24 protein-coding genes are annotated in these 26,555 nt (G+C 54.5%); 15 read left to right on the top strand and 9 right to left on the bottom strand.

Going from position 1 to position 26,555, the window contains the following annotated elements:
• The 6 genes from CWR52_RS07255 to CWR52_RS07230 all read right to left on the bottom strand — a co-directional run bounded on the left by CWR52_RS07255 (position 1) and on the right by CWR52_RS07230 (position 6,466).
• Positions 1-327 carry a cytochrome o ubiquinol oxidase subunit IV gene (locus tag CWR52_RS07255; protein WP_006176899.1) on the bottom strand — a complete coding sequence of 109 codons (327 nt, stop codon included), beginning with the start codon at positions 325-327 and terminating at the stop codon, positions 1-3.
• On the bottom strand, positions 327-941 hold the full coding sequence (locus CWR52_RS07250) for a cytochrome o ubiquinol oxidase subunit III (RefSeq protein WP_008503324.1): 615 nt from the start codon (positions 939-941) through the stop codon (positions 327-329). Before CWR52_RS07250 ends, CWR52_RS07255 begins: the two co-directional genes overlap by 1 nt.
• The gene (gene cyoB, locus CWR52_RS07245; protein ID WP_014168864.1) at positions 931-2,922 is read right to left on the bottom strand and encodes a cytochrome o ubiquinol oxidase subunit I; all 1,992 of its coding nucleotides are present in this window, start codon (positions 2,920-2,922) and stop codon (positions 931-933) included. The genes CWR52_RS07250 and cyoB overlap by 11 nt, the downstream gene beginning before the upstream one ends.
• Before the next feature lie 16 nt (positions 2,923-2,938).
• A complete protein-coding gene (gene cyoA / locus CWR52_RS07240; protein WP_008503322.1) occupies positions 2,939-3,886 on the bottom strand; it encodes a cytochrome o ubiquinol oxidase subunit II in 948 nt (315 codons plus the stop codon).
• A gap of 479 nt (positions 3,887-4,365) precedes the next feature.
• A complete protein-coding gene (ampG, locus tag CWR52_RS07235) occupies positions 4,366-5,841 on the bottom strand; it encodes a muropeptide MFS transporter AmpG (RefSeq protein ID WP_104949262.1) in 1,476 nt (491 codons plus the stop codon).
• A 46-nt stretch (positions 5,842-5,887) separates the two neighbouring features.
• The gene (locus CWR52_RS07230) at positions 5,888-6,466 is read right to left on the bottom strand and encodes a lipoprotein (RefSeq protein WP_028017643.1); all 579 of its coding nucleotides are present in this window, start codon (positions 6,464-6,466) and stop codon (positions 5,888-5,890) included.
• Between the two features lie 305 nt (positions 6,467-6,771).
• On the opposite strand from CWR52_RS07230, the gene bolA reads away from it, so the two are divergent.
• From bolA to CWR52_RS07170, 11 genes are all read left to right on the top strand, one after another.
• Positions 6,772-7,089, top strand: coding sequence for a transcriptional regulator BolA (bolA, locus tag CWR52_RS07225; RefSeq protein WP_021241655.1), 318 nt, complete (start codon positions 6,772-6,774; stop codon positions 7,087-7,089).
• 330 nt (positions 7,090-7,419) lie between these two features.
• Positions 7,420-8,718 (top strand): trigger factor, encoded by a 1,299-nt coding sequence (tig, locus tag CWR52_RS07220; protein ID WP_008503318.1) that lies wholly within the window; start codon positions 7,420-7,422, stop codon positions 8,716-8,718.
• 260 nt (positions 8,719-8,978) lie between these two features.
• A complete protein-coding gene (clpP, locus tag CWR52_RS07215) occupies positions 8,979-9,602 on the top strand; it encodes an ATP-dependent Clp endopeptidase proteolytic subunit ClpP (RefSeq protein ID WP_008503317.1) in 624 nt (207 codons plus the stop codon).
• 126 nt (positions 9,603-9,728) lie between these two features.
• The gene (gene clpX, locus CWR52_RS07210; RefSeq protein ID WP_045909778.1) at positions 9,729-11,003 is read left to right on the top strand and encodes an ATP-dependent protease ATP-binding subunit ClpX; all 1,275 of its coding nucleotides are present in this window, start codon (positions 9,729-9,731) and stop codon (positions 11,001-11,003) included.
• Between the two features lie 182 nt (positions 11,004-11,185).
• Positions 11,186-13,540 carry an endopeptidase La gene (gene lon, locus CWR52_RS07205; RefSeq protein WP_104949261.1) on the top strand — a complete coding sequence of 785 codons (2,355 nt, stop codon included), beginning with the start codon at positions 11,186-11,188 and terminating at the stop codon, positions 13,538-13,540.
• 210 nt (positions 13,541-13,750) lie between these two features.
• On the top strand, positions 13,751-14,023 hold the full coding sequence (gene hupB / locus CWR52_RS07200; protein ID WP_002444653.1) for a nucleoid-associated protein HU-beta: 273 nt from the start codon (positions 13,751-13,753) through the stop codon (positions 14,021-14,023).
• Between the two features lie 212 nt (positions 14,024-14,235).
• On the top strand, positions 14,236-16,107 hold the full coding sequence (gene ppiD / locus CWR52_RS07195) for a peptidylprolyl isomerase (RefSeq protein WP_104949260.1): 1,872 nt from the start codon (positions 14,236-14,238) through the stop codon (positions 16,105-16,107).
• Positions 16,108-16,255: 148 nt separating this feature from the next.
• On the top strand, positions 16,256-16,636 hold the full coding sequence (locus tag CWR52_RS07185; protein ID WP_104949259.1) for a helix-hairpin-helix domain-containing protein: 381 nt from the start codon (positions 16,256-16,258) through the stop codon (positions 16,634-16,636).
• 99 nt (positions 16,637-16,735) lie between these two features.
• The gene (locus CWR52_RS07180; RefSeq protein ID WP_032646165.1) at positions 16,736-17,134 is read left to right on the top strand and encodes a YbgC/FadM family acyl-CoA thioesterase; all 399 of its coding nucleotides are present in this window, start codon (positions 16,736-16,738) and stop codon (positions 17,132-17,134) included.
• Between the two features lie 48 nt (positions 17,135-17,182).
• On the top strand, positions 17,183-17,548 hold the full coding sequence (locus tag CWR52_RS07175) for a type II toxin-antitoxin system RelE/ParE family toxin (RefSeq protein WP_104949258.1): 366 nt from the start codon (positions 17,183-17,185) through the stop codon (positions 17,546-17,548).
• Positions 17,520-17,849 carry a DNA-binding protein gene (locus tag CWR52_RS07170; protein ID WP_045909774.1) on the top strand — a complete coding sequence of 110 codons (330 nt, stop codon included), beginning with the start codon at positions 17,520-17,522 and terminating at the stop codon, positions 17,847-17,849. Before CWR52_RS07175 ends, CWR52_RS07170 begins: the two co-directional genes overlap by 29 nt.
• Before the next feature lie 2 nt (positions 17,850-17,851).
• On the opposite strand, the gene queC is transcribed toward CWR52_RS07170, so the two are convergent.
• Positions 17,852-18,547 (bottom strand): 7-cyano-7-deazaguanine synthase QueC, encoded by a 696-nt coding sequence (gene queC, locus CWR52_RS07165; protein WP_008503311.1) that lies wholly within the window; start codon positions 18,545-18,547, stop codon positions 17,852-17,854.
• Positions 18,548-18,613: 66 nt separating this feature from the next.
• Positions 18,614-20,314 carry an SgrR family transcriptional regulator gene (locus tag CWR52_RS07160; protein ID WP_104949257.1) on the bottom strand — a complete coding sequence of 567 codons (1,701 nt, stop codon included), beginning with the start codon at positions 20,312-20,314 and terminating at the stop codon, positions 18,614-18,616.
• Between the two features lie 101 nt (positions 20,315-20,415).
• Between CWR52_RS07160 and cof the strand changes: the two genes are divergently transcribed.
• A complete protein-coding gene (gene cof / locus CWR52_RS07155) occupies positions 20,416-21,234 on the top strand; it encodes an HMP-PP phosphatase (protein WP_104949256.1) in 819 nt (272 codons plus the stop codon).
• Positions 21,235-21,275: 41 nt separating this feature from the next.
• Here the strand turns inward: cof and CWR52_RS07150 are convergent, their stop codons facing one another.
• On the bottom strand, positions 21,276-22,322 hold the full coding sequence (locus CWR52_RS07150; protein WP_104949255.1) for a PLP-dependent cysteine synthase family protein: 1,047 nt from the start codon (positions 22,320-22,322) through the stop codon (positions 21,276-21,278).
• 115 nt (positions 22,323-22,437) lie between these two features.
• Between CWR52_RS07150 and CWR52_RS07145 the strand changes: the two genes are divergently transcribed.
• From CWR52_RS07145 to CWR52_RS07135, 3 genes are read left to right on the top strand one after another with little or no spacing between them, the layout of a single operon-like run.
• Positions 22,438-22,896: an Lrp/AsnC family transcriptional regulator gene (locus CWR52_RS07145; RefSeq protein ID WP_008503307.1), complete on the top strand. Its 459-nt coding sequence runs from the start codon at positions 22,438-22,440 to the stop codon at positions 22,894-22,896.
• 30 nt (positions 22,897-22,926) lie between these two features.
• On the top strand, positions 22,927-24,699 hold the full coding sequence (locus CWR52_RS07140) for a SmdA family multidrug ABC transporter permease/ATP-binding protein (protein ID WP_104949254.1): 1,773 nt from the start codon (positions 22,927-22,929) through the stop codon (positions 24,697-24,699).
• The gene (locus CWR52_RS07135; RefSeq protein WP_104949253.1) at positions 24,692-26,473 is read left to right on the top strand and encodes a SmdB family multidrug efflux ABC transporter permease/ATP-binding protein; all 1,782 of its coding nucleotides are present in this window, start codon (positions 24,692-24,694) and stop codon (positions 26,471-26,473) included. Before CWR52_RS07140 ends, CWR52_RS07135 begins: the two co-directional genes overlap by 8 nt.
• The last annotated feature ends 82 nt before the right edge of the window (positions 26,474-26,555 follow it).

Here is a 26,555-nt window from a genome sequence, read left to right as displayed (position 1 = left end):
TTAGTGAACCATCATGTTGTAGTTGAGGTTCCACATAATCCAGATGGAACCGACTACCAGGATAGCGATGATAATCACGGTAAAGATAAAGGCGGTCATGTTCCAGCCTTCATCGGACTTGGTGTTCATGTGCAGGAAGCAAACCAGATGCACCAGAATCTGAATCACCGCGGTCACCAGGATTGCACCCAGGATAACCGGCTTAGACGCAGAACCGCTCATCACCATCCAGAACGGGATCACCGTCAGGATGATCGACAGGATGAAACCTGTCATGTAGGTTTTTACGCTGCCGTGGGAAGCGCCATGATCGTTAGAATGACTCATTACATCGCCCCCATCAGATAGACAACAGAGAACACACAAATCCATACCACGTCCAGGAAGTGCCAGAACAGGCTCAGGCACAGGATACGGGTACGGTTAGTACTGGTCAGGCCGCGACGGGAGATCTGGAACATCAGTACTGCCATCCAGATCAGACCGGAGGTCACGTGCAGACCGTGGGTGCCGACCAGCGCGAAGAACGCGGACAGGAAGCCACTGCGATCCGGGCCGAAGCCTTCCATGATCAGGTGATGGAATTCATAGATTTCCATCCCGATAAATCCAGCACCAAACAGCCAGGTCAACGCCAGCCAGGACACAACCTGGCTCTTGTTGTTTTTGTACATGGCGATAGCCGCCATGCCGTAGGTGATGGAGCTGAATAACAGCAGTGCGGTTTCAACCAGAACGAACGGCAGTTCAAAGATGTCCTTGCCGGTCGGGCCGCCCGCTGTGCCGTTCACCAGAACGGCATAGGTCGCGAACAGACAGCAGAACAGAATGCAGTCGCTCATCAGGTAGATCCAGAAACCGAAGACTTTGGTCGGTCCTGTATCGTGGTGCGCATGCTCATGCGCGTGGGCAGTTGAGTGCGCCAGAGTATCAGTTGCCATTTTTCAGCCCCGCTTTAGAAATCTCGTCGAAATGCTGATTTTCCAGCTTCTCAACTTCACGGACTGGTACGTAGTAGTCCACGTCCTCGTCAAAGCTCTTCACAATCCAGCTGATTACGATGCCAGCGAAGCCAACAATCGCCATCCACCAGATGTGCCAGATCATTGCGAAACCAAATACCGTCGCGAAAGCGGCAATCACAATGCCCGCACCGCTGTTTTTCGGCATGTGGATCTCTTCGTAATGAGCAGGTTGCTTGTACGCTTCACCTTTTTCTTTCATTTCCCAGAATGCGTCGCGTTCATGAACCTGCGGCACGATGGCAAAGTTATAGAAAGGCGGTGGAGAAGAGGTCGCCCACTCCAGCGTACGGCCACCCCATGGGTCACCGGTCAGGTCACGGTTCTGGTCGCGGTCGCGAATAGACACGTAGAACTGAATCAGCTGAGATGCGATACCACAGGCAATCAGCACGGCACCGCCCGCTGCAACCATCAGCATTGGGTGGAACTGCGGATCGATCTGCTGGCTCAGACGACGGGTCATACCCATGAAGCCCAGCACGTACAGCGGCATAAATGCTACGAAGAAGCCGATGATCCAGAACCAGAACGCGCGTTTACCCCATTTCTCATTCAGCGTGAAGCCGAACGCTTTTGGCCACCAGTAGGTTACGCCAGCGAAGCAGCCGAAGACCACGCCACCGATGATAACGTTATGGAAGTGCGCAATCAGGAACAGACTGTTGTGCAGAACGAAGTCAGCACCCGGTACCGCCAGCAGTACGCCGGTCATCCCACCTACGGAGAAGGTCACGATGAAGCCGATGGTCCACAGCATTGCTGAGTGGAACACGATACGGCCCTGGTACATGGTGAACAGCCAGTTGAAGATCTTCACCCCGGTCGGGATGGCGATAATCATGGTGGTAATACCGAAGAAGGCGTTTACGTTCGCGCCCGCACCCATGGTGAAGAAGTGGTGCAGCCAAACGATGAACGACAGAACGGTAATACACACAGTTGCCCACACCAGAGAGGTGTAACCAAACAGACGTTTACGCGAGAAGGTTGCTGCGATTTCGGAGAACACACCGAACACAGGCAGAACCAGGATGTACACTTCCGGGTGACCCCAGGCCCAAATCAGGTTGATGTACATCATCATGTTGCCACCCATATCATTCGTGAAGAAATGGGTGCCCAGGTAGCGGTCCAGGGTCAGCAGCGCGATGGTGACGGTCAGGATTGGGAAGGAGGCAATAATCAGGATGTTGGCGCACAGAGATGCCCAGGTAAATACCGGCATCTTGAACATGGTCATGCCAGGGGCACGCATCTTGATAATGGTCACGAAGAAGTTGATACCGGTCAGGGTTGTACCGACACCGGAGAGCTGAAGCGCCCAAATCCAGTAGTCGACGCCAACGCCCGGACTGTACTCAATTCCTGACAGCGGTGGGTAAGCCAGCCAGCCGGTCTGCGCGAATTCGCCCACACCCAGTGACAGGTTAACCAGGATAACGCCGACAACCGTGAACCAGAAGCTCAGGTTGTTCAGGAACGGGAACGCCACGTCGCGCGCGCCGATTTGCAGCGGAACGACCACGTTCATCAGACCGATAACCAGCGGCATCGCCACGAAGAAGATCATGATAACGCCGTGAGCGGTAAAGATCTGATCGTAGTGGTGCGGCGGCAGGAAGCCGGCTTCACCCGCAGAGGCGAGTGCCTGCTGGCTACGCATCATGATTGCATCCGCAAAGCCACGAATTAACATGACGATACCGACGATGCAGTACATGATACCGAGTTTTTTGTGGTCAACCGAAGTCAGCCACTCGTTCCACAGGTAGCTCCACTTACCGAAGTAAGTGATCAGGGCCAGTAAGGCCGCGCCACCAATGATAATTGCAGCCACCGTAACCACGATAATCGGTTCATGGTAGGGCACTGCATCCAGTGTCAATTTTCCGAACATTTTCTTCCTCGGCCCCTTAGTGAGCGGTTTCCGCGTGGCTCATGTCCATGCCTTCCATACCTTCGTGCGCGCTGTGCTCGCCTTCAGGCTGGGTCATGTCCATGCTCTTGCCGTGATCCATAAATTTGCCAATCACATCTTTGAACAAATCGGGTTTCACGTTAGAGAAGTACTCCACCTTGTTGTATTCGCTAGGTGCAGCCACTTTTTCGAACGCCGCCATGTCAGACATGGTGTTTGGAGACTGCTTCGCTTTTTCAACCCACTGGTCGAAAGCGGCACGGTCTGGCGTTGCAATAGCTTTGAACTTCATACCTGAGAAGCCCGGGCCGCTATAGCTGGCGGAGATACCATCATAGGTGCCTGCTTCATTCGCGATCAGGTGCAGGTTAGTCTGCATACCGGCCATCGCGTAAATCTGGCTACCCAGACGCGGGATGAAGAAGGAGTTCATTACGGAGTTGGAGGTCACTTTGAACTGAACCGGAGTGTTCGCCGGGAAGGCGATTTCATTCACGGTAGCAATACCCTGCTCTGGATAGATGAAGAACCATTTCCAGTCCATGGAGACCACTTCGATGGTAATAGGTTTTTCATCGTGAACCAGCGGCTTGCTCGGCTCAAGTGCGTGAGTGGTTTTCCAGGTCAGTACGGCAAGGAACAGGATGATCAGGATAGGGACCGTCCAGACCACAGCTTCCACTTTATTGGAGTGTGACCAGTTCGGGCTATACTTCGCATCTTTATTGCTCGCACGATACTTCCAGGCGAAACCAACAGCCATCAAAATGGCTGGAATAACCACAATCAACATCAGGCCAAAAGCCGTCAATATCAGTGAACGTTGTTCCAGTCCAATCTGTCCTTTGGGGTCTAGTAGTGCAGAATCACAGCCACTGAGTAATACAGTGCCTGCGAATAATGACAACCATCCCAAACTTTTATTGTATTTCCTGAGTCTCATTTAACGACCTCAATTCCACGGGAGTCTGGTGGCGTTTAAAGTGTGCGGGCATTTTACGGGAAGGTTACATTACTGTAAACATCATTAGGCCTGTGTCAGGAAGGTGTTACCGGGTTCTGCCGCACGTGTCACAAGTGTTGCAAATTATGTCGATTTTTATGACCGAAGCCGCATGAGATGGGCTTTATAACGAAAGGACCCCCAAGCATACCCTAAAAGGGGCAATTGGTATAACCATTGTTAAAAATAAACAAAAAATTAACAATTAATTATCAATAAAAAGACATCTAAAAAACGAAAAATCAAACTATCACATGCTGAATCGTTTAATGAAAAATAGCGTTTTGGAACCGGAGCCAATAATTTCCAAATCCTATCCCGCACAAAACAACAAATATTTTTTTTCGTCGCTGGTGGCTATTTCACCGTTATAATTTCGGTTGGTGACTACAACGGGAAATAACCTTTCGTATTTTTCTTCAGGTCAGCTGCGTTTTACGCAACGCCATGAAATCGAGCAGACCCCCGGTCAGGATCCCAACGATAGCCAGCAGGGCACCGGCGTCCAGCAGAAGGGCCCCGAAGGGGAGTGCCAGAGACGTGCTGGCATTAATAATGAGCACCACAAGCCAGAGTGCCAGCGCAATGCAGCCCACCATTAACAGTCGTAACGCAAAACGGTAGGCGCGGTGATATTCGGTGCGCGGCATAAAGTGTTCGGTCCGCTGGGTATATTCCAGCGTCTGGCGACACACCAGCAGCAATAAAATCCCCGGCACGGCAGCCACGACCGAGAAGAGATAAAATGTTGGCCAACCGTGGGCTTCCACGAACCAGCCGGCAATTGGGCCTACATAAACGCGGCCTACGGCAGAGAGCGCCGAGAGCAGTGCGAACTGCGTAGCGGAAAATGACTTGTTGCACAGGGTCATCAGCAGGGCGACAAAGGCCGCAGTCCCCATACCGCCGCAGAGATTTTCAAAAAATACCGCCGCAGCCATGCTGATCATATGTTTGTCGGTAATCGACAGCAGCCAATAGCCTGCGTTAGAGGCGCCTTGCAGAATACCGAAGATCAGCAGCGCGCGGAACAGCGTCAGGCGCTGCATCAGCACGCCGCCATACAGTGCTCCGACAATGGTCGCAAACAGCCCCAGCGTTTTATTCACCACGCCCACTTCACCGGCGTCAAAGCCGACACCCCTGATCAGGAAGGTGGTGGTCAGGCTCATGGCAAAAGCGTCACCCAGCTTATAAAGGACGATAAGCAGCAGGATCAGCCAGGCGTTGTTGCGGCCAAAGAAGTCACGCAGCGGTTCGGCGACGGCCTGCTCCAGCGAGCGGGGAACCGGGATAACGTCACTCGGTTCAGGCGCCAATAGCGTCGCGATAATGCAGGGGATCAGCAGAGCAGCCATCAGCCAGTACATCCCCTGCCAGCCTAAGTAACGGTCTGCCAGCCACAGCGCCAGCCCGCCGGAGACCAGCATCCCGAGGCGATAGCCCAGCACGCTGATGGCCGCACCGGCACCGCGCTCTTCCGCAGGTAACACGTCCGTCTTCCAGGCGTCGAACACGATATCCTGAGAGGCGGAACAGAAGGCAATCACCACCGCAAGCGCGGCCATCCAGCGCAGCTGCGTGGTGGGTTCAAGAAACCCCATCGCCGCAATGGCCAGCAGCAGCAGGAGCTGCGTCATCACCAGCCAGCCGCGACGACGCCCGAGGAAAGGCGGCGTGTAGCGATCCATGACCGGAGACCACAGAAACTTGAATACATAGGCCTGACCCACAAGCGAGAAGAAGCCAATGGTTTTCAGATCGATGTTCTCGACCGTCATCCACGCCTGAAGGGTGCCGGAGGTGAGCGCGAGGGGTAAACCCGAGGCAAAGCCGAGGATCAGCAGAATCGCTGATTTCGGTTGCTGGAAAATGCGTAAGTAATGGCTGGACATGTTCTTATAAAACTGACCCGGCGATAGACCGGGTCAGCGGGCAGGATTAACGCGCGTTCTGCTTGATGAAGTCGTGAATGCTGGTGTCCTGCGCCATGTCGGAAATGGTATCCGTCAGCACGCTGTTAACCGCATCAGCAATATTTTTATTCGATGCCTGGAACGCGCCTTCTACAGAGTAGCTCGCACGATAGTTCTTGGTCATCTTGTTACCGTTCTTCGCGGTCGCGATGATGGCGATATCCGCTTTGGTGGCGATGTTGTAGCGCACGTTGCCCTGAGACACATCAGCGTACAGGTTGTTCACGATGATCTGCAGATCCACCGCGCCGCTTGGGCCAACCATATAACCACGGGAGGTCATCTGTTTCTCCAGCACTTCCTGCAGCAGGAAGCGCAGGTCGCGGGAGGCGGTGAGCGTCACCTGCTGGTTATCGCGGGTCACTTTTGCCAGGGCCTGATCCTGACGCTGATCGGCGCCGTTAATGCTCACGGTGACGCCCATCAGGCTTGGATCCTGCTGAGGCAGGGTGATTTTCGGTGAGACATCAATGGTGGTCGGCGGGGTAGCGCAGCCTGCCAGCATAAAAAGGGCTACCAATGGAAAGAAGAGTTTTTTTAACATTTTAAGGTTCTCACGAATCGTAAGCATAATAGAGAGAAAAATTGCCGCCATCATAACATCGCCAACGGTCAGGGGAAGTGGTCAACGCATGTAAATTCATCGCCTTGTCCGAAAACTGACCAGCTCACCCATTTTCTCCTTCCACGGATGACAAAAGGTATGAGCCTCACAGTGAACTTCATTCGTTTGAATGAGAAAATCAGACGAAAGCTAAATATTTGTTGTCAAGGTGTAATGGAAACGGTAAAAGCGGCTAACATTTAAAGGGATGGGTGACATCCTGGCGTTGTCGGAGGAGTAATTTCATGATGATACGTGAGCATATAGAAGATAAATTAAGGGCAGCGTTCAACCCTGTGTTCCTCGAAGTCGTCGACGAAAGCTATCGTCATAACGTACCGGCAGGTTCTGAAAGCCACTTTAAAGTGGTTCTGGTTAGCGATCGCTTCACGGGAGAACGTTTCCTGAACCGACATCGCTTGATCTACAGCACCTTGACGGAAGAGCTCTCCACGACCGTGCATGCGCTGGCACTGCATACCTACACCATTAAGGAATGGGAAGGCTTGCAGGATACGGTTTTCGCATCGCCGCCCTGTCGCGGTGCAGGCACTATCGCCTGATAAATCGGATTTGCAACGGCTGGAGCTTTTCCAGTATGTTGCTTACAGATTTCCTCAAAACGGCCTCCGGGCCGTTTTGTTTTGTCTGAGTTTTGAGCGGATGGTGCGATTTTAAGGCTAAAAATAGCCTTAAAGTGTGAAAAAAGCCGCAGCAACATGCCCCAACCGTTCTCGACTCACCTAAGTGATGCCGCTATAATGCCGCGTCTTATTGAATGTCTTCGGGATGATTCTGGCGACAGGGAATGTGAATCTGCACTAAGAGAGCATCCCGGTATAACAGACAGATTCAGAGTTGACCGAGCACTGTGATTTTTTTGAGGTAACAAGATGCAAGTTTCAGTTGAAACCACTCAAGGCCTTGGCCGCCGTGTAACGATTACTATCGCTGCTGACAGCATCGAAACTGCTGTGAAAAGCGAGCTGGTCAACGTAGCAAAAAAAGTACGTATTGACGGCTTCCGTAAGGGCAAAGTACCAATGAATGTTGTTGCTCAGCGTTATGGCGCTTCCGTGCGTCAGGATGTGCTGGGTGAACTGATGAGCCGCAACTTTATCGATGCGATCATCAAAGAAAAAATCAATCCGGCCGGTGCGCCAAACTACGTTCCAGGCGAATACAAACTGGGCGAAGACTTCACCTACTCCGTAGAGTTCGAAGTGTACCCGGAAGTTGAGCTGAAAGGTCTGGAATCTATCGAAGTTGAAAAACCGATTGTCTCCGTGACTGACGAAGACGTTGACGGCATGCTGGACACCCTGCGTAAGCAGCAGGCGAACTGGAAAGAGAAAGAAGGCGCTGTTGACGCGGAAGACCGTGTGACCATCGACTTCACCGGTTCTGTAGACGGCGAAGAGTTCGAAGGCGGCAAAGCGTCTGACTTCGTACTGGCAATGGGCCAGGGTCGTATGATCCCAGGCTTCGAAGACGGTATCAAAGGCCACAAAGCGGGCGAAGAATTCACCATCGACGTGACCTTCCCTGAAGAGTACCACGCTGAAAACCTGAAGGGTAAAGCAGCGAAGTTCGTCATCAACCTGAAGAAAGTGGAAGAGCGCGAACTGCCAGAACTGACTGAAGAGTTCATCAAGCGTTTCGGCGTGGAAGACGGTTCTGTTGCTGGCCTGCGTACCGAAGTGCGTAAAAACATGGAGCGCGAGCTGAACGGTGCTGTGCGCAACCGCGTGAAGTCTCAGGCGATCGAAGGTCTGGTGAAAGCCAACGAAATCGACGTTCCTGCTGCCCTGATCGACAGCGAAATCGACGTTCTGCGCCGTCAGGCTGCACAGCGTTTCGGTGGCAACCAGCAGCAAGCGATGGAACTGCCACGCGAGCTGTTCGAAGAGCAAGCGAAACGTCGCGTTGTGGTTGGCCTGCTGCTGGGCGAAGTGATTCGTACCCACGAGCTGAAAGCTGACGAAGAGCGTGTCAAAGGCCTGATCGAAGAGATGGCTTCTGCATACGAAGATCCATCAGAAGTGATCGAGTTCTACGGTAAGAACAAAGAGCTGATGGACAACATGCGCAACGTAGCCCTGGAAGAGCAGGCGGTTGAAGCGGTACTGGCGAAAGCGAAAGTGACCGAAAAAGCGACCTCTTTCAACGAACTGATGAACCAGCAGGCGTAATTTCGCCCCAACGGTTTAAAGTTTGAACAGAAAACCCGTTGCCTTGCGGCAGCGGGTTTTTTTTATCGCAGCCAGAGCCCAGGAAGAGTGCTAAAACGCCCTTTCGGTGTTAGCGTAACAACAAAAGGTTGTTATGCTTGAAATAGGGCACTGTGAACCCCATAAGTACGTAATCATGATGAATGAGACTGGCTGATAATCCGTCCGTAAGGTTACAATCAGTACAGCAGGTGTTTTCAATTTTGATCCAGGAGACGGAAATGTCATACAGTGGCGAACGAGATAACTTTGCACCCCATATGGCTCTGGTGCCAATGGTTATTGAACAGACCTCACGTGGTGAGCGTTCTTTTGATATCTATTCCCGTCTGCTCAAGGAACGCGTTATCTTTCTGACCGGCCAGGTGGAAGACCACATGGCTAACCTGATCGTGGCGCAGATGCTGTTTCTGGAAGCGGAAAACCCGGAAAAAGACATTTACCTGTACATTAACTCCCCGGGTGGCGTGATTACAGCAGGGATGTCCATTTATGACACCATGCAATTCATCAAACCGGATGTCAGCACGATCTGTATGGGTCAGGCAGCATCTATGGGCGCGTTCCTGTTAACCGCAGGGGCGAAGGGTAAGCGTTTCTGCTTGCCAAATTCCCGCGTGATGATTCACCAGCCGCTGGGCGGTTACCAGGGGCAGGCGACGGATATCGAAATCCACGCCCGCGAAATTCTGAAAGTAAAAGCGCGCATGAATGAACTTATGGCGCAGCATACGGGTCAACCTCTCGAGCAGATCGAGCGCGATACCGAGCGCGATCGCTTCCTCTCTGCTTCAGAGGCAGTTGAGTACGGCTTAGTCGACTCCGTGTTGACCCATCGTAATTGATGCCCGCGACGCGAGTGTGCCGCTATACTAAGGTAGGGCGGCACGCTGCTTGATGCAGCTTGCGTCTTAGAATGGCATTTGCGTCGTCATGTGCGGCACAAAGAACTTAAAAAGAGGTTTGGACTCATGACAGATAAACGCAAAGATGGTTCGGGCAAACTGCTGTACTGCTCTTTTTGCGGCAAAAGCCAGCATGAAGTGCGTAAACTGATTGCCGGGCCGTCCGTGTATATCTGCGACGAATGTGTCGATTTATGTAACGACATCATTCGCGAAGAGATTAAAGAAGTCGCACCGCACCGTGAGCGCAGCGCGCTGCCAACGCCGCATGAAATTCGTCATCACCTTGACGACTATGTCATCGGTCAGGAGCAGGCCAAGAAAGTGCTGGCGGTAGCGGTCTATAACCACTACAAACGCCTGCGTAACGGCGACACCAGCAACGGCGTTGAACTGGGTAAAAGTAACATTCTGCTGATCGGCCCAACCGGTTCCGGTAAAACGCTGCTGGCTGAAACCCTGGCGCGTCTGCTTGATGTTCCGTTCACCATGGCGGATGCCACCACCCTGACCGAGGCCGGTTACGTGGGTGAGGACGTCGAAAACATCATCCAGAAACTGCTGCAGAAGTGCGATTACGACGTACAGAAAGCCCAGCGCGGGATTGTTTACATCGATGAGATTGACAAGATCTCCCGTAAATCCGACAACCCGTCCATCACCCGTGACGTATCGGGTGAAGGCGTACAGCAGGCACTGCTGAAGCTGATTGAAGGTACGGTAGCCGCCGTTCCACCACAGGGTGGGCGTAAACATCCTCAGCAGGAGTTCCTGCAGGTTGATACCTCCAAGATCCTGTTCATCTGTGGCGGTGCGTTTGCCGGTCTGGATAAAGTCATCTCCCACCGTGTTGAAACCGGCTCCGGCATTGGTTTTGGCGCAACGGTGAAATCGACGGCTGAAAAACCGAACGAAGGCGAGTTGCTGTCTCAGGTTGAACCGGAAGACCTGATCAAATTTGGTCTGATCCCTGAGTTCATCGGTCGTCTGCCGGTTGTGGCAACGCTGAATGAGCTGAGTGAAGACGCGCTGATCCAGATCCTGAAAGAGCCAAAAAATGCGCTGACCAAGCAGTATCAGGCGCTGTTCAATCTGGAAGGCGTTGACCTGGAATTCCGCGACGAAGCGCTGGATGCCATTGCCAAGAAAGCGATGGTCCGTAAAACCGGTGCTCGTGGTCTGCGTTCTATCGTTGAAGCGGCACTGCTCGACACCATGTACGATCTGCCGTCGATGGAAGACGTTGAGAAAGTGGTGATTGACGAGTCCGTCATCAGCGGTCAAACCAAGCCGCTGCTGATTTACGGTAAACCGGAAGCCCAGCAGGCATCTGGCGAATAATTCACCAAATCATACAAGCAGTTAATCAAAAAGGGGGGATTTTATCTCCCCTTTACTTTTTCCGTATTCATAGCGTTGAATGTGTGGGAAACATCCCCATATACTGGATACATGTTAATGGTTATGTGAAGCACAGTGACATGACCAGCTTACCTGGCGGACACTAACTAAGAGAGAGCTCTATGAATCCTGAGCGTTCTGAACGCATTGAAATCCCCGTATTGCCGTTGCGCGATGTGGTGGTTTATCCGCACATGGTCATACCCTTATTTGTAGGGCGGGAAAAATCTATCCGTTGCCTCGAAGCCGCTATGGATCATGATAAAAAAATCATGCTGGTGGCGCAGAAAGAAGCATCAACGGATGAGCCGGGTGTAAACGATCTTTTCACCGTCGGGACCGTGGCCTCTATTTTGCAGATGCTGAAGCTACCTGACGGCACCGTGAAGGTGCTGGTTGAAGGCCTGCAGCGTGCGCGTATTACCACTCTGTCAGACGACGGCGAACATTTCTCTGCCAAGGCAGAGTACCTTGATTCGCCTGAACTTGATGAGCGCGAGCAGGAAGTACTGGTTCGCACCGCGATTAGCCAGTTCGAAGGCTATATCAAGCTGAACAAGAAAATCCCACCAGAAGTGCTGACGTCGCTGAACAGCATCGACGATCCTGCACGTCTGGCGGACACCATCGCTGCACATATGCCGCTGAAGCTGGCTGACAAACAGTCTGTGCTGGAAATGTCCGACGTTAACGAACGTCTGGAATACCTGATGGCGATGATGGAGTCTGAAATCGATCTGCTGCAGGTTGAGAAGCGTATTCGCAACCGCGTGAAAAAGCAGATGGAAAAATCTCAGCGTGAGTACTATCTGAATGAGCAAATGAAGGCCATTCAGAAAGAGCTGGGCGAGATGGACGACGCGCCGGACGAAAACGAAGCGCTGAAGCGTAAGATCGACGCGGCGAAGATGCCGAAAGAGGCGAAAGAGAAAGCCGAAGCCGAGTTGCAGAAGCTGAAAATGATGTCTCCAATGTCGGCTGAAGCGACCGTCGTACGCGGCTACATTGAGTGGATGGTGCAGGTTCCGTGGAACGCCCGCAGCAAGGTCAAAAAAGACCTGCGTCAGGCGCAGGAAATCCTCGATACCGACCACTATGGCCTGGAACGCGTGAAAGACCGCATTCTTGAGTACCTCGCGGTACAAAGCCGTGTAAACAAAATCAAAGGCCCAATTCTGTGCCTGGTAGGACCGCCAGGGGTGGGTAAAACCTCTCTGGGTCAGTCCATCGCCAAAGCGACCGGACGTAAGTATATCCGTATGGCGCTGGGTGGCGTACGCGATGAGGCGGAAATCCGCGGTCACCGCCGTACCTACATCGGTTCTATGCCGGGTAAATTGATCCAGAAGATGGCGAAAGTGGGCGTTAAAAACCCGCTGTTCCTGCTGGATGAGATCGACAAGATGTCGTCGGACATGCGTGGCGATCCGGCGTCAGCCCTGCTGGAAGTGCTTGATCCAGAACAGAACGTGGCGTTCAGCGATCACTACCTGGAAGTGGACTACGACCTGAGCGACGTCATGTTCGTGGCGACGTCGAACTCCATGAACATTCCGGCTCCGCTGCTGGACCGTATGGAAGTGATCCGTCTCTCCGGTTACACCGAAGACGAGAAGCTGAACATTGCTAAACAGCACCTGCTGCCGAAACAGATTGAGCGTAACGCGCTGAAATCCAACGAGCTGACCGTCGAGGACAGCGCGATTATTGGCATCATTCGCTACTACACCCGTGAAGCGGGCGTGCGTAGCCTTGAGCGTGAAATCTCTAAACTGTGCCGTAAGGCGGTGAAACAGTTGCTGCTGGATAAGAGCCTGAAACACATTGTGATTGACGGCGATAACCTGCATGCCTATCTCGGTGTTCAGCGCTTCGACTACGGTCGCGCGGACAACGAAAACCGCGTGGGCCAGGTGACCGGTCTGGCATGGACGGAAGTGGGCGGCGATCTGCTGACCATCGAAACCGCCTGTGTACCGGGTAAAGGCAAACTGACCTACACCGGCTCGCTGGGTGAAGTGATGCAGGAGTCCATTCAGGCGGCGCTGACCGTGGTGCGCGCGCGCGCGGAGAAACTGGGGATCAACCCTGATTTCTACGAAAAACGCGACATCCACGTGCACGTACCTGAAGGGGCGACGCCGAAAGATGGTCCAAGCGCGGGTATTGCCATGTGTACCGCTCTGGTTTCTTGCCTGACAGGGAACCCGGTGCGTGCCGATGTGGCGATGACCGGTGAGATTACGTTGCGTGGTCAGGTTCTGCCGATTGGCGGCTTAAAAGAAAAACTGCTGGCGGCACACCGCGGTGGGATCAAAACCGTATTGATCCCTTACGAAAATAAACGCGATCTGGAAGAGATTCCGGACAACGTGATTGCCGACCTGCAGATTCATCCTGTTAAGCGAATTGAGGAAGTTCTTAGTCTCGCATTGCAGAATGAACCGTCAGGAATGCAGGTTGTAACCGCAAAATAGTGACCTCGCGCAAAGAGCGTCAATAAAAACAAGGCTGGTAAGTCATTTCGCACTTGCCAGCCTTTTTTTGTATAGCTAATTTAGATTGCTGATTAGGTCAGCCATCAACAACGGGTGTTGTAAGGTCATGGCAGGCCTGATATAACTGCTGCGCGGTCGCGTTGTGAAGGATTCAGGCGCGATATAAATTATAAAGAGAGGAAGAGAACAGTGAATAAATCTCAACTGATTGACAAAATTGCTGCTGGTGCTGATATTTCTAAAGCTGCAGCTGGACGTGCGTTAGATGCATTAATTGCTTCTGTTACTGAATCTCTGCAGGCTGGGGACGACGTTGCACTGGTAGGCTTCGGTACTTTTGCTGTTAAAGAGCGTGCTGCCCGTACTGGCCGCAACCCTCAGACCGGTAAAGAGATCACCATTGCTGCCGCTAAAGTGCCGGGTTTCCGTGCAGGTAAAGCGCTGAAAGACGCAGTAAACTGATTGCTTTCCCGTTTCAGGGAAGCCGGATAGTACAAGGGCGCATCGTTTGATGTGCCTTTTTTGTTTGTCCAGACCTGATTTGTGCGAGTTTATGCGAGTTGTGGGCTGACAATCGCCCCGTTTTCTTGTCACAATACGACTTTACGCGCGACGGGCAGGATTTTCCGTCAGCGTCAGGTAACCAGTCACCTACAGCGGAGTGTTGTTACACCATGATGGACAGCTTACGCACGGCTGCTAACAGTCTCGTGCTCAAGATTATTTTCGGTATCATTATCGTGTCGTTCATATTGACCGGCGTGAGCAGTTACCTTATTGGCGGTGGCGCGAACTATGCCGCAAAAGTGAATGGCCAGGAGATCAGCCGCGGTCAGTTCGAGAATGCTTTTGCCGGTGAACGTAACCGTATGCAGCAACAGCTGGGCGACCAATTCTCTGAACTGGCAGCGAACGAAGGGTACATGAAGACCCTGCGCCAACAGACTCTGAACCGTCTTATCGACGAAGCGCTGCTGGATCAGTATGCCAAAAAACTGGGCCTTGGCATCAGCGATGAGCAGGTGAAAAAAGCCATTTTCTCCACGCAAGCCTTCCAGTCTAACGGTAAATTCGACAACGCGCGTTACAACAGCATCGTTAACCAGATGGGAATGACGGCCGATCAGTACGCGCAGGCGCTGCGTAACCAGCTGACCACTCAGCAGCTCATCAATGCCGTTGTCGGCACTGATTTCATGCTCAAAGGTGAAACGGATGAACTGGCCGCGCTGGTGGCACAGCAGCGCGTTGTACGTGAAGCGACTATTGATGTGAACGCCCTTGCCGCGAAACAGCAGGTGAGCGCCGCTGACGTTAACGCTTACTACGAGCAGAACAAGAATTCCTTTGTTTCTCCAGAGCAGTTCCGCGTGAGCTACATCAAGCTGGATGCGGCTGCGCTGCAGGAAAGCGCGTCTGACGCGGAAATCCAGTCTTACTACGACCAGCATCAGGATCAGTTCACACAGCCGCAGCGTAATCGCTACAGCGTGATTCAGACCAAAACCGAGGCGGATGCCAAAGCGGTACTGGATGAGCTGAACAAAGGCGCTGATTTTGCGACCATCGCGAAAGCGAAATCCACCGACATTATCTCTGCGAAAAACGGCGGCGATATGGGCTGGCTGGAAGACGCGACCACGCCGGATGAGCTGAAAAATGCTGGTCTGAAAGAGAAAGGCCAACTGTCTGGCGTCATTAAATCATCCGTAGGTTTCCTGGTCGTGCGTCTGGACGACATCACCGCGGCGAAAACCAAGCCGCTGGCTGAGGTTCGTGACGATATCGCGGCAAAAGTGAAGCAGGAAAAAGCGCTGGATGCCTACTATGCGCTGCAGCAGAAGGTGAGCGATGCGGCGAGCAACGACAACGAATCTCTGGCGGGTGCCGAGCAAGCGGCTGGGGTGAAAGCGGTTGAGACGGGCTGGTTTGGTCGTGACAACCTGCCGGAAGAGCTGAACTTCAAACCGGTTTCTGATGCCATTTTCAATGGTGGTCTGGTGGGCGAGAACGGCACGCCGGGCAGTAACTCAGACATCATTACCGTCGATGGCGATCGTGCGTTTGTGCTGCGCGTCAGCGAGCACAAGCCAGAAGCGGTCAAACCGCTGGCGGAAGTGAAGGATCAGGTCGTCGCTCAGGTTAAGCACAACAAAGCGGAACAGCAGGCGAAGCTGGATGCTGAGAAGATTCTGGCCGATCTGAAAGCGGGTAAAGAGGATGCGCTGAAAGCGGCTGGCCTGAGCTTCGGTGAAGCGAAAACGCTGAGCCGTACCGGTCAGGATCCAATCAGCCAGGCGGCGTTTGGCCTGACTCTGCCTGCGAAGGACAAGCCAAGCTTCGGTACTACCACCGATGCGCAGGGTAACGTCGTTCTGCTGGCGCTGGATGAAGTGAAAGCCGGTACCCTGCCTGACGCGCAGAAGAAGGCAATGGTCCAGGGGATTACCCAGAACAATGCTCAGATTGCTTTCGAAGCCATGATGAGCAACCTGCGTAAAGATGCCAAAATTAAGCTGGGTGACATCATCACTCAGCAGCAATAATTACGTATCTGCTCGCAGATTTTCGTAACGCTCTGCAATAACTAAAGGCCGCTTTCGCGGCCTTTTCCATTTCTGCACTCTGCTGTTTGTGCCTCTTTTATCGGGCGGCTATCGTGACGTGGCTGTCTACAAACAAGGAGATAACAGCATGAAATGTGGAATCAAAGCACTGTTAATTACGCTGGCTATTGCCACCAGCGGGCTGAGCGCGGGCGCAATGGCGGCGACACCTGCCGCTAAATCACAGGCGGTACAGAGTAAGACCGACACCGCAGCGCCGGGGCAGGGGCAAACCAAAGCGACTGACGTCGGTAAAAACGTGGATGATGACGGTACGCGAGTCAGCATCAATTCAGCCTCTGCCGAGGATCTCGCCCGCGTGATGAATGGCGTCGGTCTGAAAAAAGCGCAGGCCATCGTCAGCTATCGTGAAGAGTATGGTCCTTTCAAAACGGTCGACGATCTCAAACAGGTTCCGGGCATGGGGAGCGCGCTGGTTGAGCGCAACCTCTCACACCTGACGTTGTAATCACGCAATTTCTTGCACTGCGGCAAAAATTTGCCAGGATAAAGAGGTCATACCAGTTATGACCTCTCATCCTACAATAACAGTAAAGGCTATTGCGCTATGCAGACAAAAATCAAAGTACGCGGTTTTCACCTCGATGTTTACCAGCATGTGAACAATGCCCGCTACCTGGAGTTTCTTGAGGAAGCGCGCTGGGACGGGCTGGAAAACAGCGAAAGCTTTCAATGGCTGACCGCGCACAACATCGCGTTCGTGGTCGTCAATATCAACATTAACTACCGTCGTCCGGCCGTGCTGGGCGATGTGCTCACGGTGACCAGCCAGGTTCAGCAGATCAATGGCAAGAGCGGCGTGTTAAGCCAGGTGGTGACGCTCGATCCAGAAGGGCAGGTGGTGGCTGATGCACTGATCACCTTTGTCTGTATCGATCTTAAAACTCAGAAAGCGCTGCCGCTGGAAGGGGAATTGCGCGAAAAGCTGGAGTTGATGATCGTTTAGATATTTTGTCTTTTATAAAAGACAAAAGGAATTTTCAGGGATAGAATAATGGGCAGGGACTACGTTGTTGAACGTTACCGTACCCGTGACGGGAAAGTGCCGTTTGAGGAGTGGGTAGCGAAGATGAAGCGAAAGGATCCGGAATCAGTGTTTCGGATTCTTTTGCGAATTGACCGTGCAGAGAAAGGGAATTTCGGCGATTACCGGTATCTCAGAGAAGGTATCTGGGAATTGAAAATTGATTGTGGTCCCGGATATCGAATCTATTTTGCAGTACAACATCGGGAGATTCTATTGTTGCTGATTGGGGGTAACAAAAAGAGTCAAAGGACCGATGTGAAACTGGCAATAGATTACTGGAGAGAACATCAAAAGGATAAACCGGATGAGCAAGAGCCAACGAAAATTTTCTAGTTCCGTCAGCCATGATGAAGCCGTCGTAAAAATGCTTCGCGAAAACCCTTCCTACGCTCAACTCTATCTGCAGGTTGCGTTGGATGAGATTTATGAGGAACAGGGGATCCCAGCATACTTGATCGCGTTAAGACGTGTCATCGAATCCCGCGGCGGCATAGGTACAATCGCTGCCAAAGCAGGCCTGTCCCGTCAGCAGCTATACCGAACGTTATCAGACAACGGCAACCCAACGCTGACAACGCTGATGAAAGTCACCCGTGCTGCCGGCGTGAAACTGTTCGACAGCACGGTTAAGTAGCCCTATTTAAGCCCGGTTTTTTTCTGCATAGCGGCCATCACGCCGGCTTTATCCGCCAGATAGTGGTTCAGCCCATTCGCGCGCAAATTACAGGCGGCGCACTGCCCGCAACCGTCGCCTTTGATGCCGTTATAGCAGGTGAGGGTTTCGCTGCGAACCAGATCCAGCTTGCCCCAGTAGTCCGCCAGCGCCCAGGTTTCGGCTTTATCCAGCCACATCAGAGGGGTTTCAAAGCGGGTCTCTTTCGCCATCCCCAGATTGACGGCGTGGTTTAATGCCTTCACGAACTCATCACGACAGTCCGGGTAGCCGGAGAAATCTGTTTCACACACGCCCGTGATCACCGCTTCGGCTTTCACCTGGTAGGCGTAGATCGCCGTCAGGGTCAGGAAGAGGATATTACGGCCCGGCACGAAGGTATTCGGAATGCCGCTGGCATCGGGTTCGTAGTCCGGGACGGGAATACTGTCCCGGGTGAGGCTACTCACGGCCAGTTCATTTAACAGCGTAACGTCCAGCACCTTGTGCGCGCGTGCGCCCAGTTTCAGGGCCAGTTCACGGGCAACGTCGATCTCAGCGCGATGACGCTGACCATAATCGAAAGTCACACAGTGAACTTCATCGTACTGATGAAGAGCCTGAACCAGGCAGGTAGTAGAATCTTGTCCTCCGCTGAACACGACGACGGCACGTTTCATAAATCATCTCGACTGTTACGGTAAAAACATTATGTTACCGTCTGACCACGACGGCGACCAGCTTCTTCACGCTTTGGGGGCGGGCAGCCAGGCTTCGGTAAAGTCAAACCAGCCGCGGGTGTTGAGGCGTATGCCGTTGACACCCGGCGGGGCGCTGATCTGGTATTGATAATTGAACAGTGGGGTGATCACCGCCTTTTCCATGAGTCCAGAGAATATGGCCCTGAGCCCGGCATGTCTGGCCTGCTCATCGGACTGAGTCTGTACCGCATCCAGCGTGGCCTGCAGATGGGCATATTGCGGCGCGCTCAGCAGGTGTGGCCAGAGGGCATCACAGCGTAGCCACTGCTCAAGCGTATATTCCGGCGCTTCGCCAATCAGCCTGTCACCCATCATGAGATCCGCGTCCGCCAGTTGCTGGCATCCGTCCCAGGTTTTTGCGTCGTGAAAGATAACCGTTAGCTCGCAGCCCTGCTGTGCAAGGTACTGTTTTAGCTGACGCGCCATCGTGTGCAACTCAACCGGCAAATGGTAAATCAGGGTTAAGGTCTCCGGCAGGGGGACATGGGCCAGATCAGACCACTGAGGGATCGCCCATCCGGGCAGTAGCTCCTCTGTTGGGGTAATCAGCCCCTCGTTAAGCGGTAGCGTATGCAGAAGCGATGAGAGATGAATGATGTTGATGAGCCGTCGTGCCTGCATTTCACTCAGCCGCGGGCTTTGCTTCAGGGTGAGGTAACAAAATCCCAGACTGGTGCTGTTCGTCACCAGGCGCAGGCTCTCCAGTTCATCCGGCTCGCCAATGGCGATCTGCACCGGATGGCGACAGCTGGTCCCTAACCCATAGTCAAACAGCGACGGGGTGATCCAGTATTCGATAGCCTTAAGCAGCGGATGGCTGAGATGGTACTGCTCATGGCTTTCCAGACGAACCAAATCCGGTTCATACACGCTGACTCTGAAGGGGCCGCTGCCCGTCATGGGCTGTTCGGGATGTGCAAGCCGACTACAGTAGGTGGCCAGGCGATGCGCCAGCCAGTAGTCCGGCTGGTGCAGCGTAAACGTCAGACACTGAGGATGGGTAACGTCAACGCGTAAGACGCTCTGGAACAGTTTACGCAGGGCAGGCAAGGCGAAAAGCGCATCCAGGCTTTGCTGAAGCTGTCCGGTTTCGATTTTATCGCCGTTATGCCAGTGCAGCGTGGAACGAATGTAGAAATGCCAGCGCAAACCGTCCTTCGACACCTCCCAGTGATGGGCAAGGTCGCCAGTCGGTTCACTGCTGTTGCCGTGAAAGCGCGTCAGTCCGGAAAAAATCTGTCCTGCCAGATGCTGTTCCGCCCGACCGGGTAAAAAACCCGGATGCAGCGGATCCAGCGAGCGGTAATAGGGGATGCGCAGCGTTGGCGTGTCGTTTTGCCACTGCCCGCCTAAAAACGGATGCAGCAACGATCGTAATTCTGCGGGGGCAAGCTGGGCCAGTTCCAGCGCGTTATGCTGCTGCCCGCTCTTCAGCGCCTCCTCCATCATCGCATTGCGCAGTGACTCCGGCGTGACATGGAACGTAAGCTCACCCCGCTTACCGCGGCCAGACTGCGCTCGCCAGCTCAGCCAGCCCGCCTCCTGGGCCTGACGCAGCAGCGTTCGGACATGCCGCTCGCTACAAAAACAGCGGGCGGCCAGCTCGCTGATGGTGACCTGTTGCGTTGCACCCTCGGAAGGCTGCCAGAGCCGGTGATACTGGTTAAGTCGATTGAGCTGGCGCATGCTAAACCCGGAACAATAATTATCATCTTTTCACTATTACTTCCGTATATCTCACACGATACTGATGCACAAGTTAACCGCATCACATTTCGGGAGTAATCATGGCTCGGCTCGCTGCATTTGATATGGACGGTACGCTGTTAATGCCGGATCACCGTTTAGGGGAGAAAACCCTGAACACGCTGAAGCGTCTGCACGAGCGTAATGTCACCCTGACGTTTGCCACTGGCCGCCATGTACTGGAGATGCGCCACCTGCTGGGCGCGTTTTCCCTCGACGCCTTTCTGATCACCGGCAACGGGACGCGAATTCACTCCGTGGAAGGCGATGTGCTGCACCGACAGGATCTCAACCCGGAAGTGGCGGACATCGTGCTGCACAGCACCTGGGACACGCAGGCCAGCGTCCACGTCTTTAACGATCGCGGCTGGTTTACTGGAAGCGACATCCCGGAATTATTGCACGCGCATGTGTATAGCGGTTTTACATATCAGCTTATCGATCTGCGCCGGATCCCCGCCCATGCGGTGACCAAGATCTGCTTCTGTGGCGATCACGACGATCTCTGTCGCTTACGGATTCAACTGAATGAGGCGCTGGGTGACCGGGCACACCTGACCTTCTCGGCGGTGGATTGCCTGGAAGTGCTGCCGGTGGGCTGTAACAAAGGTTCCGCTCTGGCGGTGCTGAGCGACCACCTGGGCTTAACGCTGCAGGAGTGTATGGCGTTTGGTGACGCCATGAACGACCGCGAAATGCTGGGTAGCGTAGGTCGCGGTCTGATCATGGGGAATGCGATGGCGCAGCTGAAAGCAGAACTTCCCCATCTGCCGGTTATTGGTCACTGCCGTAATGAAGCGGTGTCCCATTTTTTGACGCATTGGCTGGACAATAACAACCTCCCCTATTCCCCCGAATAGTGAGACCCTTCCAGCAAGCCAGACTTCGGTCTGGCTTTTTTTTATTTCAGCAGCTGCGCAATCTGCGCTTTCCACGGGGCAATATCGCCGATGTTAGCCTGCACCCACTCCGCATTGTAGTAGCTCTCAAGGTAACGCTCGCCGCTGTCGCACAGCAGCGTGACGATGGAACCGCTGCGCCCCGTTTCGCGCATGCGTGCGGCAAGCTGCAGCGCGCCCCACATATTGGTGCCCGTCGAGGCACCCACTTTGCGGCCCAGCTGCGTCTCCAGCCAGTGTGCGGTGGCCACGCTGGCGGCATCCGGCACGCGCATCATCTCATCCACCACGTCGGGGATGAAAGAGGGCTCGACGCGCGGACGGCCAATGCCCTCAATTTTACTGCCTACCGGGCTGCGCAGGCCGGCATCGCGGTTTTGCCAGTAGTCGAGGAACACGGAGTTCTGCGGGTCAACCACCATCAGCTGCGTATCGTAGCCCTGACAGCGGATGTAGCGCCCGATCGTGGCTGAGGTGCCGCCGGTACCGGCGCTCATGACAATGTACGACGGAACCGGATGCGGTTCGTGGGTCATCTGGCGGAAAATACTGTCGGCAATGTTGTTATTCCCGCGCCAGTCCGTTGCGCGCTCGGCGAAGGTGAACTGGTCCATATAGTGGCCGTTCAGCTCACGGGCCAGCATTTCGGAGGCGGCGTAGATTTCGCAGGCGCTTTCCACAAAGTGGCAGCGACCGCCGTAAAATTCGATCTGCTCGATTTTGCGTTTTGCGGTGCAGGACGGCATCACCGCGATAAACGGCAGACCCAGCAGGCGGGCGAAATAGGCTTCGGATACCGCCGTTGAACCGGAAGAGGATTCAATAATGGTGGTACCCTCTTTAATCCAGCCGTTACATAAACCGTATAAAAACAGCGAGCGCGCCAGGCGATGCTTCAGGCTGCCGGTAGGATGGGTGCTTTCATCTTTCAGATAGAGCTGAATGCCGTCAAATCCCGGCAGGGAAAGGCGAATCAGGTGCGTATCCGCCGAGCGCTGATAGTCGGCATTGATTTCGCTGATCGCATGTTTAACCCAGGTGCTATTCATCGTCGTTATCCGTTTGTCATTTTGTGCCTAGCATAGCGAAAAGCACAGAAAAAATTGTTGCTATCTGGCCTTTAAAATAGAATGAAGGGAGAAAAATTTTCTCTGTGAGGTGGGTATGCTAGATAAAATTGACCGCAAGCTCCTTTCATTGCTGCAAAGTGACTGTACCCTCTCTTTGCAGGCGCTGGCAGATGCCGTTAATCTGACCACCACCCCGTGCTGGAAGCGTCTTAAGAAGCTGGAAGATGACGGCATTCTTCTGGGGCGCGTCGCGCTGTTAGATCCCGAAAAACTGGGGCTTGGGTTGACGGCATTTGTGCTGATAAAAACCCAGCATCACAGCAGTGAGTGGTATTGTCGCTTCGTCACCCAGGTGTCTGAGATGCCCGAAGTGCTCGGTTTCTGGCGCATGGCCGGCGAGTACGATTACCTGATGCGCGTCCAGGTGGCCGACATGAAGCGCTATGATGACTTCTACAAGCGGCTGGTGAACAGCGTGCCGGGGTTATCTGACGTCACCTCAAGCTTCGCCATGGAACAGATTAAATACACCACAGCATTACCTATTGAATAACTTCGTAAAATACCTTCAGGAACAAACCGCGTGCGATTATTTGCCCAATTAAGCTGGTACTTTCGTCGGGAGTGGCAACGCTACCTCGGTGCAGTCGCCCTGCTTATTATCATTGCCATTCTGCAGCTGATCCCGCCGAAAGTGGTGGGCTACGTCGTGGATGGCGTCACCGAACAGCATTACACCACCGCACGGGTGTTGATGTGGGTTGGCACGCTGGTGCTGACGGCGGTCATTGTTTATCTGCTGCGCTACGTCTGGCGCGTGCTGCTGTTTGGTGCGTCCTATCAGCTGGCCGTTGAGCTGCGCGAAGATTTTTATCACCAGCTGAGCCGACAGCATCCCGAATTCTATCTGCGCCACCGCACCGGGGATCTTATCGCGCGCGCCACTAACGACGTTGACCGTGTGGTCTTTGCCGCCGGGGAAGGGGTGTTGACGCTGGTGGACTCGCTGGTGATGGGATGTGCGGTGCTGATCGTCATGTCCACGCAGATCAGCTGGCAGTTGACCCTGCTGGCCCTGCTGCCGATGCCGCTCATGGCGCTGGCGATCAATCGCTATGGCGAACAATTGCACGAGCGCTTCAAGCTGGCGCAGGCGGCGTTTTCGTCGCTGAACGATCGCACCCAGGAGAGCATGACCAGCATCCGCATGATCAAAGCGTTTGGCCTGGAAGACCGGCAGTCTGCGCTGTTTGCAGCCGATGCCGCGGACACGGGAGCGAAGAACATGCGCGTCGCGCGCATTGACGCCCGCTTTGACCCGACGATCTATATCGCAATCGGCATGGCAAACCTGCTGGCCATTGGCGGCGGCAGCTGGATGGTGGTACAGGGCACGCTCACCCTGGGGCAATTGACCAGCTTCGCGATGTATCTGGGGCTGATGATCTGGCCGATGCTGGCGCTGGCCTGGATGTTTAACATTGTGGAGCGCGGCAGTGCCGCCTACAGCCGCATTCGCGCCATGCTGGCCGAAGCGCCGGTGGTCATCGACGGTAGCGAAGCCGTACCGGAAGGGCGCGGCGTCATGACCGTCGACATCCGCAAGTTTGTCTACCCGCATACCGAGCATCCGGTGCTGGAGAACGTCAGCTTTACGCTGCAGCCAGGGCAGATGCTCGGCATCTGCGGCCCGACGGGATCCGGTAAAAGTACCGTGCTCTCGCTGCTCCAGCGCCACTTTGACGTCACGCTGGGCGATATTCGCTTCCATGATATTCCGCTCACCAGACTGCTGCTGGATGAGTGGCGTGGTCGCCTGGCGGTTGTCAGCCAGACGCCGTTTCTTTTTTCTGACACCGTGGCGAACAACATCGCGCTTGGGTGCCCGGCGGCAACGCAGGAAGAAATCGAGCATGTGGCGCGTTTAGCTAGCGTACATGATGATATTTTGCGCCTGCCGCAGGGCTACGACACCGAAGTCGGGGAACGCGGCGTCATGCTGTCCGGAGGGCAAAAACAGCGTATCTCCATTGCCCGCGCGCTGCTGCTGAATGCGGAAATCCTGATCCTTGACGATGCGCTCTCCGCTGTGGATGGCCGTACCGAGCATCAGATCCTGCATAACCTGCGCCAGTGGGGCGACGGACGCACGATAATCATCAGTGCCCACCGTTTGTCAGCGCTTACCGAAGCCAGCGAAATTCTGGTATTGCAGCACGGCCATCTTGCCCAGCGCGGGCAGCATGACGCGCTGGCCGAGCAGCCGGGCTGGTATCGCGATATGTACCGCTATCAGCAGCTTGAAGCGGCGCTGGACGATGCGCCGGAGCAGAATGAGGAGGCCGCAAATGCGTAAGCTCGGAACGATGTGGCCGACGCTCAAACGTCTGCTGGCCTACGGCTCGCCGTGGCGTAAACCGCTCTCGGTTGCCGTGCTTTTACTCTGGATAGCGGCGGTTGCTGAGGTGAGCGGTCCACTGCTCATCAGCTATTTTATCGACAACATGGTCGCCAAAAGCTATCTGCCGCTGGGGCTGGTGGCGGGCTTAGGCGTGGCCTACGTTGGCTTACAGCTGACGGCGGCAGGATTGCACTATGCTCAGTCGCTGCTGTTTAACCGGGCCGCCGTGGGCGTCGTTCAGCAGCTGCGTACCGATGTCATGGACGCGGCGCTTCGCCAGCCGCTCAGCGAGTTTGATATCCAGCCGGTCGGGCAAGTGATTTCGCGCGTGACCAACGATACCGAGGTGATCCGCGATCTGTACGTCACCGTGGTCGCGACGGTATTACGCAGCGCGGCGCTGATTGGCGCGATGCTGGTGGCGATGTTCAGCCTCGACTGGCGCATGGCGCTGGTGGCGATCACCATCTTCCCGGCGGTGCTGATCGTCATGGTGATTTATCAGCGTTACAGCACGCCGATTGTGCGTCGTGTTCGCGCCTACCTGGCCGATATCAACGATGGCTTCAACGAAGTGATTAACGGCATGAGCGTCATCCAGCAGTTCCGCCAGCAGGCGCGCTTTGGCGAGCGCATGGGCGAAGCCAGCCGTTCACACTATATGGCGCGTATGCAGACGCTGCGCCTCGACGGTTTCCTGCTGCGACCGCTGCTGAGCCTGTTCTCGGCGCTGGTGCTGTGTGGGCTGCTGATGCTCTTTGGCCTGAGCTCAAACGGTACGATTGAGGTGGGCGTGCTGTACGCTTTTATTAGCTATCTGGGACGCCTCAACGAGCCGCTGATCGAGCTCACTACGCAGCAATCGATGCTGCAACAGGCGGTCGTCGCCGGTGAGCGCGTCTTTGAGCTGATGGACAGGCCGCGTCAGGCCTACGGCAATGATGAGCGACCTCTGCAAAGCGGGACTATCGCCTTTGATAACGTCTCGTTTGCCTACCGCGAAGACCGTCTGGTGTTGCAGAACATCACGCTTGACGTTCCGTCGCGCGGTTTCGTCGCGCTGGTGGGTCATACCGGCAGCGGTAAAAGCACGCTCGCCAGCCTGTTGATGGGCTACTACCCGGTCACGCAAGGCGAAATCCGCCTCGACGGGCGCCCGCTCGCGTCTCTTAGCCACACGGTGTTACGCAAAGGCGTTGCGATGGTGCAGCAGGATCCGGTCGTACTGGCCGATACCTTCTTTGCCAACGTAACCCTGGGACGGGACTATTCGGAGGAGCAAGTTTGGGCGGTACTGGAAACGGTGCAGCTGGCAGAGCTGGCGCGCGGGTTCAGCGACGGGATCAACACGAAGCTGGGCGAGCAGGGCAACAATCTCTCCGTGGGGCAAAAACAGCTCCTGGCGCTGGCGCGCGTCCTGATTGAAACGCCGCAGGTGCTGATTCTTGACGAAGCCACGGCCAGCATAGATTCCGGTACCGAGCAGGCGATTCAGCAGGCGCTGGCCGCCGTACGCGACCATACGACGCTGGTGGTGATTGCCCACCGTCTTTCCACCATCGTCGACGCGGACACTATTCTGGTGCTGCATCGCGGACAGGCCGTGGAGCGCGGTACGCACCGCGAGCTGCTGGAAGCAAAAGGGCGCTACTGGCAGATGTATCAGCTGCAGTTGGCGGGCGAAGAGCTGGCCGCCAGCGTGCGTGATGAAGAGTCGCTTAGCGCCTGATGCACTAAAATGAGGCGCCGCGCTAACAGTCATTCCTGTTGGTGCAAAACTGAAACGCACCCTGCACCGGCATGGTGCGTTT

It is taken from the genome of Enterobacter sp. SGAir0187, from assembly GCF_002952735.2.
GTDB lineage: Bacteria > Pseudomonadota > Gammaproteobacteria > Enterobacterales > Enterobacteriaceae > Enterobacter > Enterobacter quasiroggenkampii.
This window is presented reverse-complemented; position numbering and strand designations above follow the sequence as displayed.

Excerpts from the sequence above, each read along its gene's own strand:
- CWR52_RS07255 (WP_006176899.1), bottom strand. The coding sequence starts at position 327 with ATGAGTCATTCTAACGATCATGGCGCTTCCCACGGCAGCGTAAAAACC.
- CWR52_RS07250 (WP_008503324.1), bottom strand. The coding sequence starts at position 941 with ATGGCAACTGATACTCTGGCGCACTCAACTGCCCACGCGCATGAGCAT.
- cyoB (WP_014168864.1), bottom strand. The coding sequence starts at position 2,922 with ATGTTCGGAAAATTGACACTGGATGCAGTGCCCTACCATGAACCGATT.
- cyoA (WP_008503322.1), bottom strand. The coding sequence starts at position 3,886 with ATGAGACTCAGGAAATACAATAAAAGTTTGGGATGGTTGTCATTATTC.
- ampG (WP_104949262.1), bottom strand. The coding sequence starts at position 5,841 with ATGTCCAGCCATTACTTACGCATTTTCCAGCAACCGAAATCAGCGATT.
- CWR52_RS07230 (WP_028017643.1), bottom strand. The coding sequence starts at position 6,466 with ATGTTAAAAAAACTCTTCTTTCCATTGGTAGCCCTTTTTATGCTGGCA.
- bolA (WP_021241655.1), top strand. The coding sequence starts at position 6,772 with ATGATGATACGTGAGCATATAGAAGATAAATTAAGGGCAGCGTTCAAC.
- tig (WP_008503318.1), top strand. The coding sequence starts at position 7,420 with ATGCAAGTTTCAGTTGAAACCACTCAAGGCCTTGGCCGCCGTGTAACG.
- clpP (WP_008503317.1), top strand. The coding sequence starts at position 8,979 with ATGTCATACAGTGGCGAACGAGATAACTTTGCACCCCATATGGCTCTG.
- clpX (WP_045909778.1), top strand. The coding sequence starts at position 9,729 with ATGACAGATAAACGCAAAGATGGTTCGGGCAAACTGCTGTACTGCTCT.
- lon (WP_104949261.1), top strand. The coding sequence starts at position 11,186 with ATGAATCCTGAGCGTTCTGAACGCATTGAAATCCCCGTATTGCCGTTG.
- ppiD (WP_104949260.1), top strand. The coding sequence starts at position 14,236 with ATGATGGACAGCTTACGCACGGCTGCTAACAGTCTCGTGCTCAAGATT.
- CWR52_RS07185 (WP_104949259.1), top strand. The coding sequence starts at position 16,256 with ATGAAATGTGGAATCAAAGCACTGTTAATTACGCTGGCTATTGCCACC.
- CWR52_RS07180 (WP_032646165.1), top strand. The coding sequence starts at position 16,736 with ATGCAGACAAAAATCAAAGTACGCGGTTTTCACCTCGATGTTTACCAG.
- CWR52_RS07175 (WP_104949258.1), top strand. The coding sequence starts at position 17,183 with ATGGGCAGGGACTACGTTGTTGAACGTTACCGTACCCGTGACGGGAAA.
- CWR52_RS07170 (WP_045909774.1), top strand. The coding sequence starts at position 17,520 with ATGAGCAAGAGCCAACGAAAATTTTCTAGTTCCGTCAGCCATGATGAA.
- queC (WP_008503311.1), bottom strand. The coding sequence starts at position 18,547 with ATGAAACGTGCCGTCGTCGTGTTCAGCGGAGGACAAGATTCTACTACC.
- CWR52_RS07160 (WP_104949257.1), bottom strand. The coding sequence starts at position 20,314 with ATGCGCCAGCTCAATCGACTTAACCAGTATCACCGGCTCTGGCAGCCT.
- cof (WP_104949256.1), top strand. The coding sequence starts at position 20,416 with ATGGCTCGGCTCGCTGCATTTGATATGGACGGTACGCTGTTAATGCCG.
- CWR52_RS07150 (WP_104949255.1), bottom strand. The coding sequence starts at position 22,322 with ATGAATAGCACCTGGGTTAAACATGCGATCAGCGAAATCAATGCCGAC.
- CWR52_RS07145 (WP_008503307.1), top strand. The coding sequence starts at position 22,438 with ATGCTAGATAAAATTGACCGCAAGCTCCTTTCATTGCTGCAAAGTGAC.
- CWR52_RS07135 (WP_104949253.1), top strand. The coding sequence starts at position 24,692 with ATGCGTAAGCTCGGAACGATGTGGCCGACGCTCAAACGTCTGCTGGCC.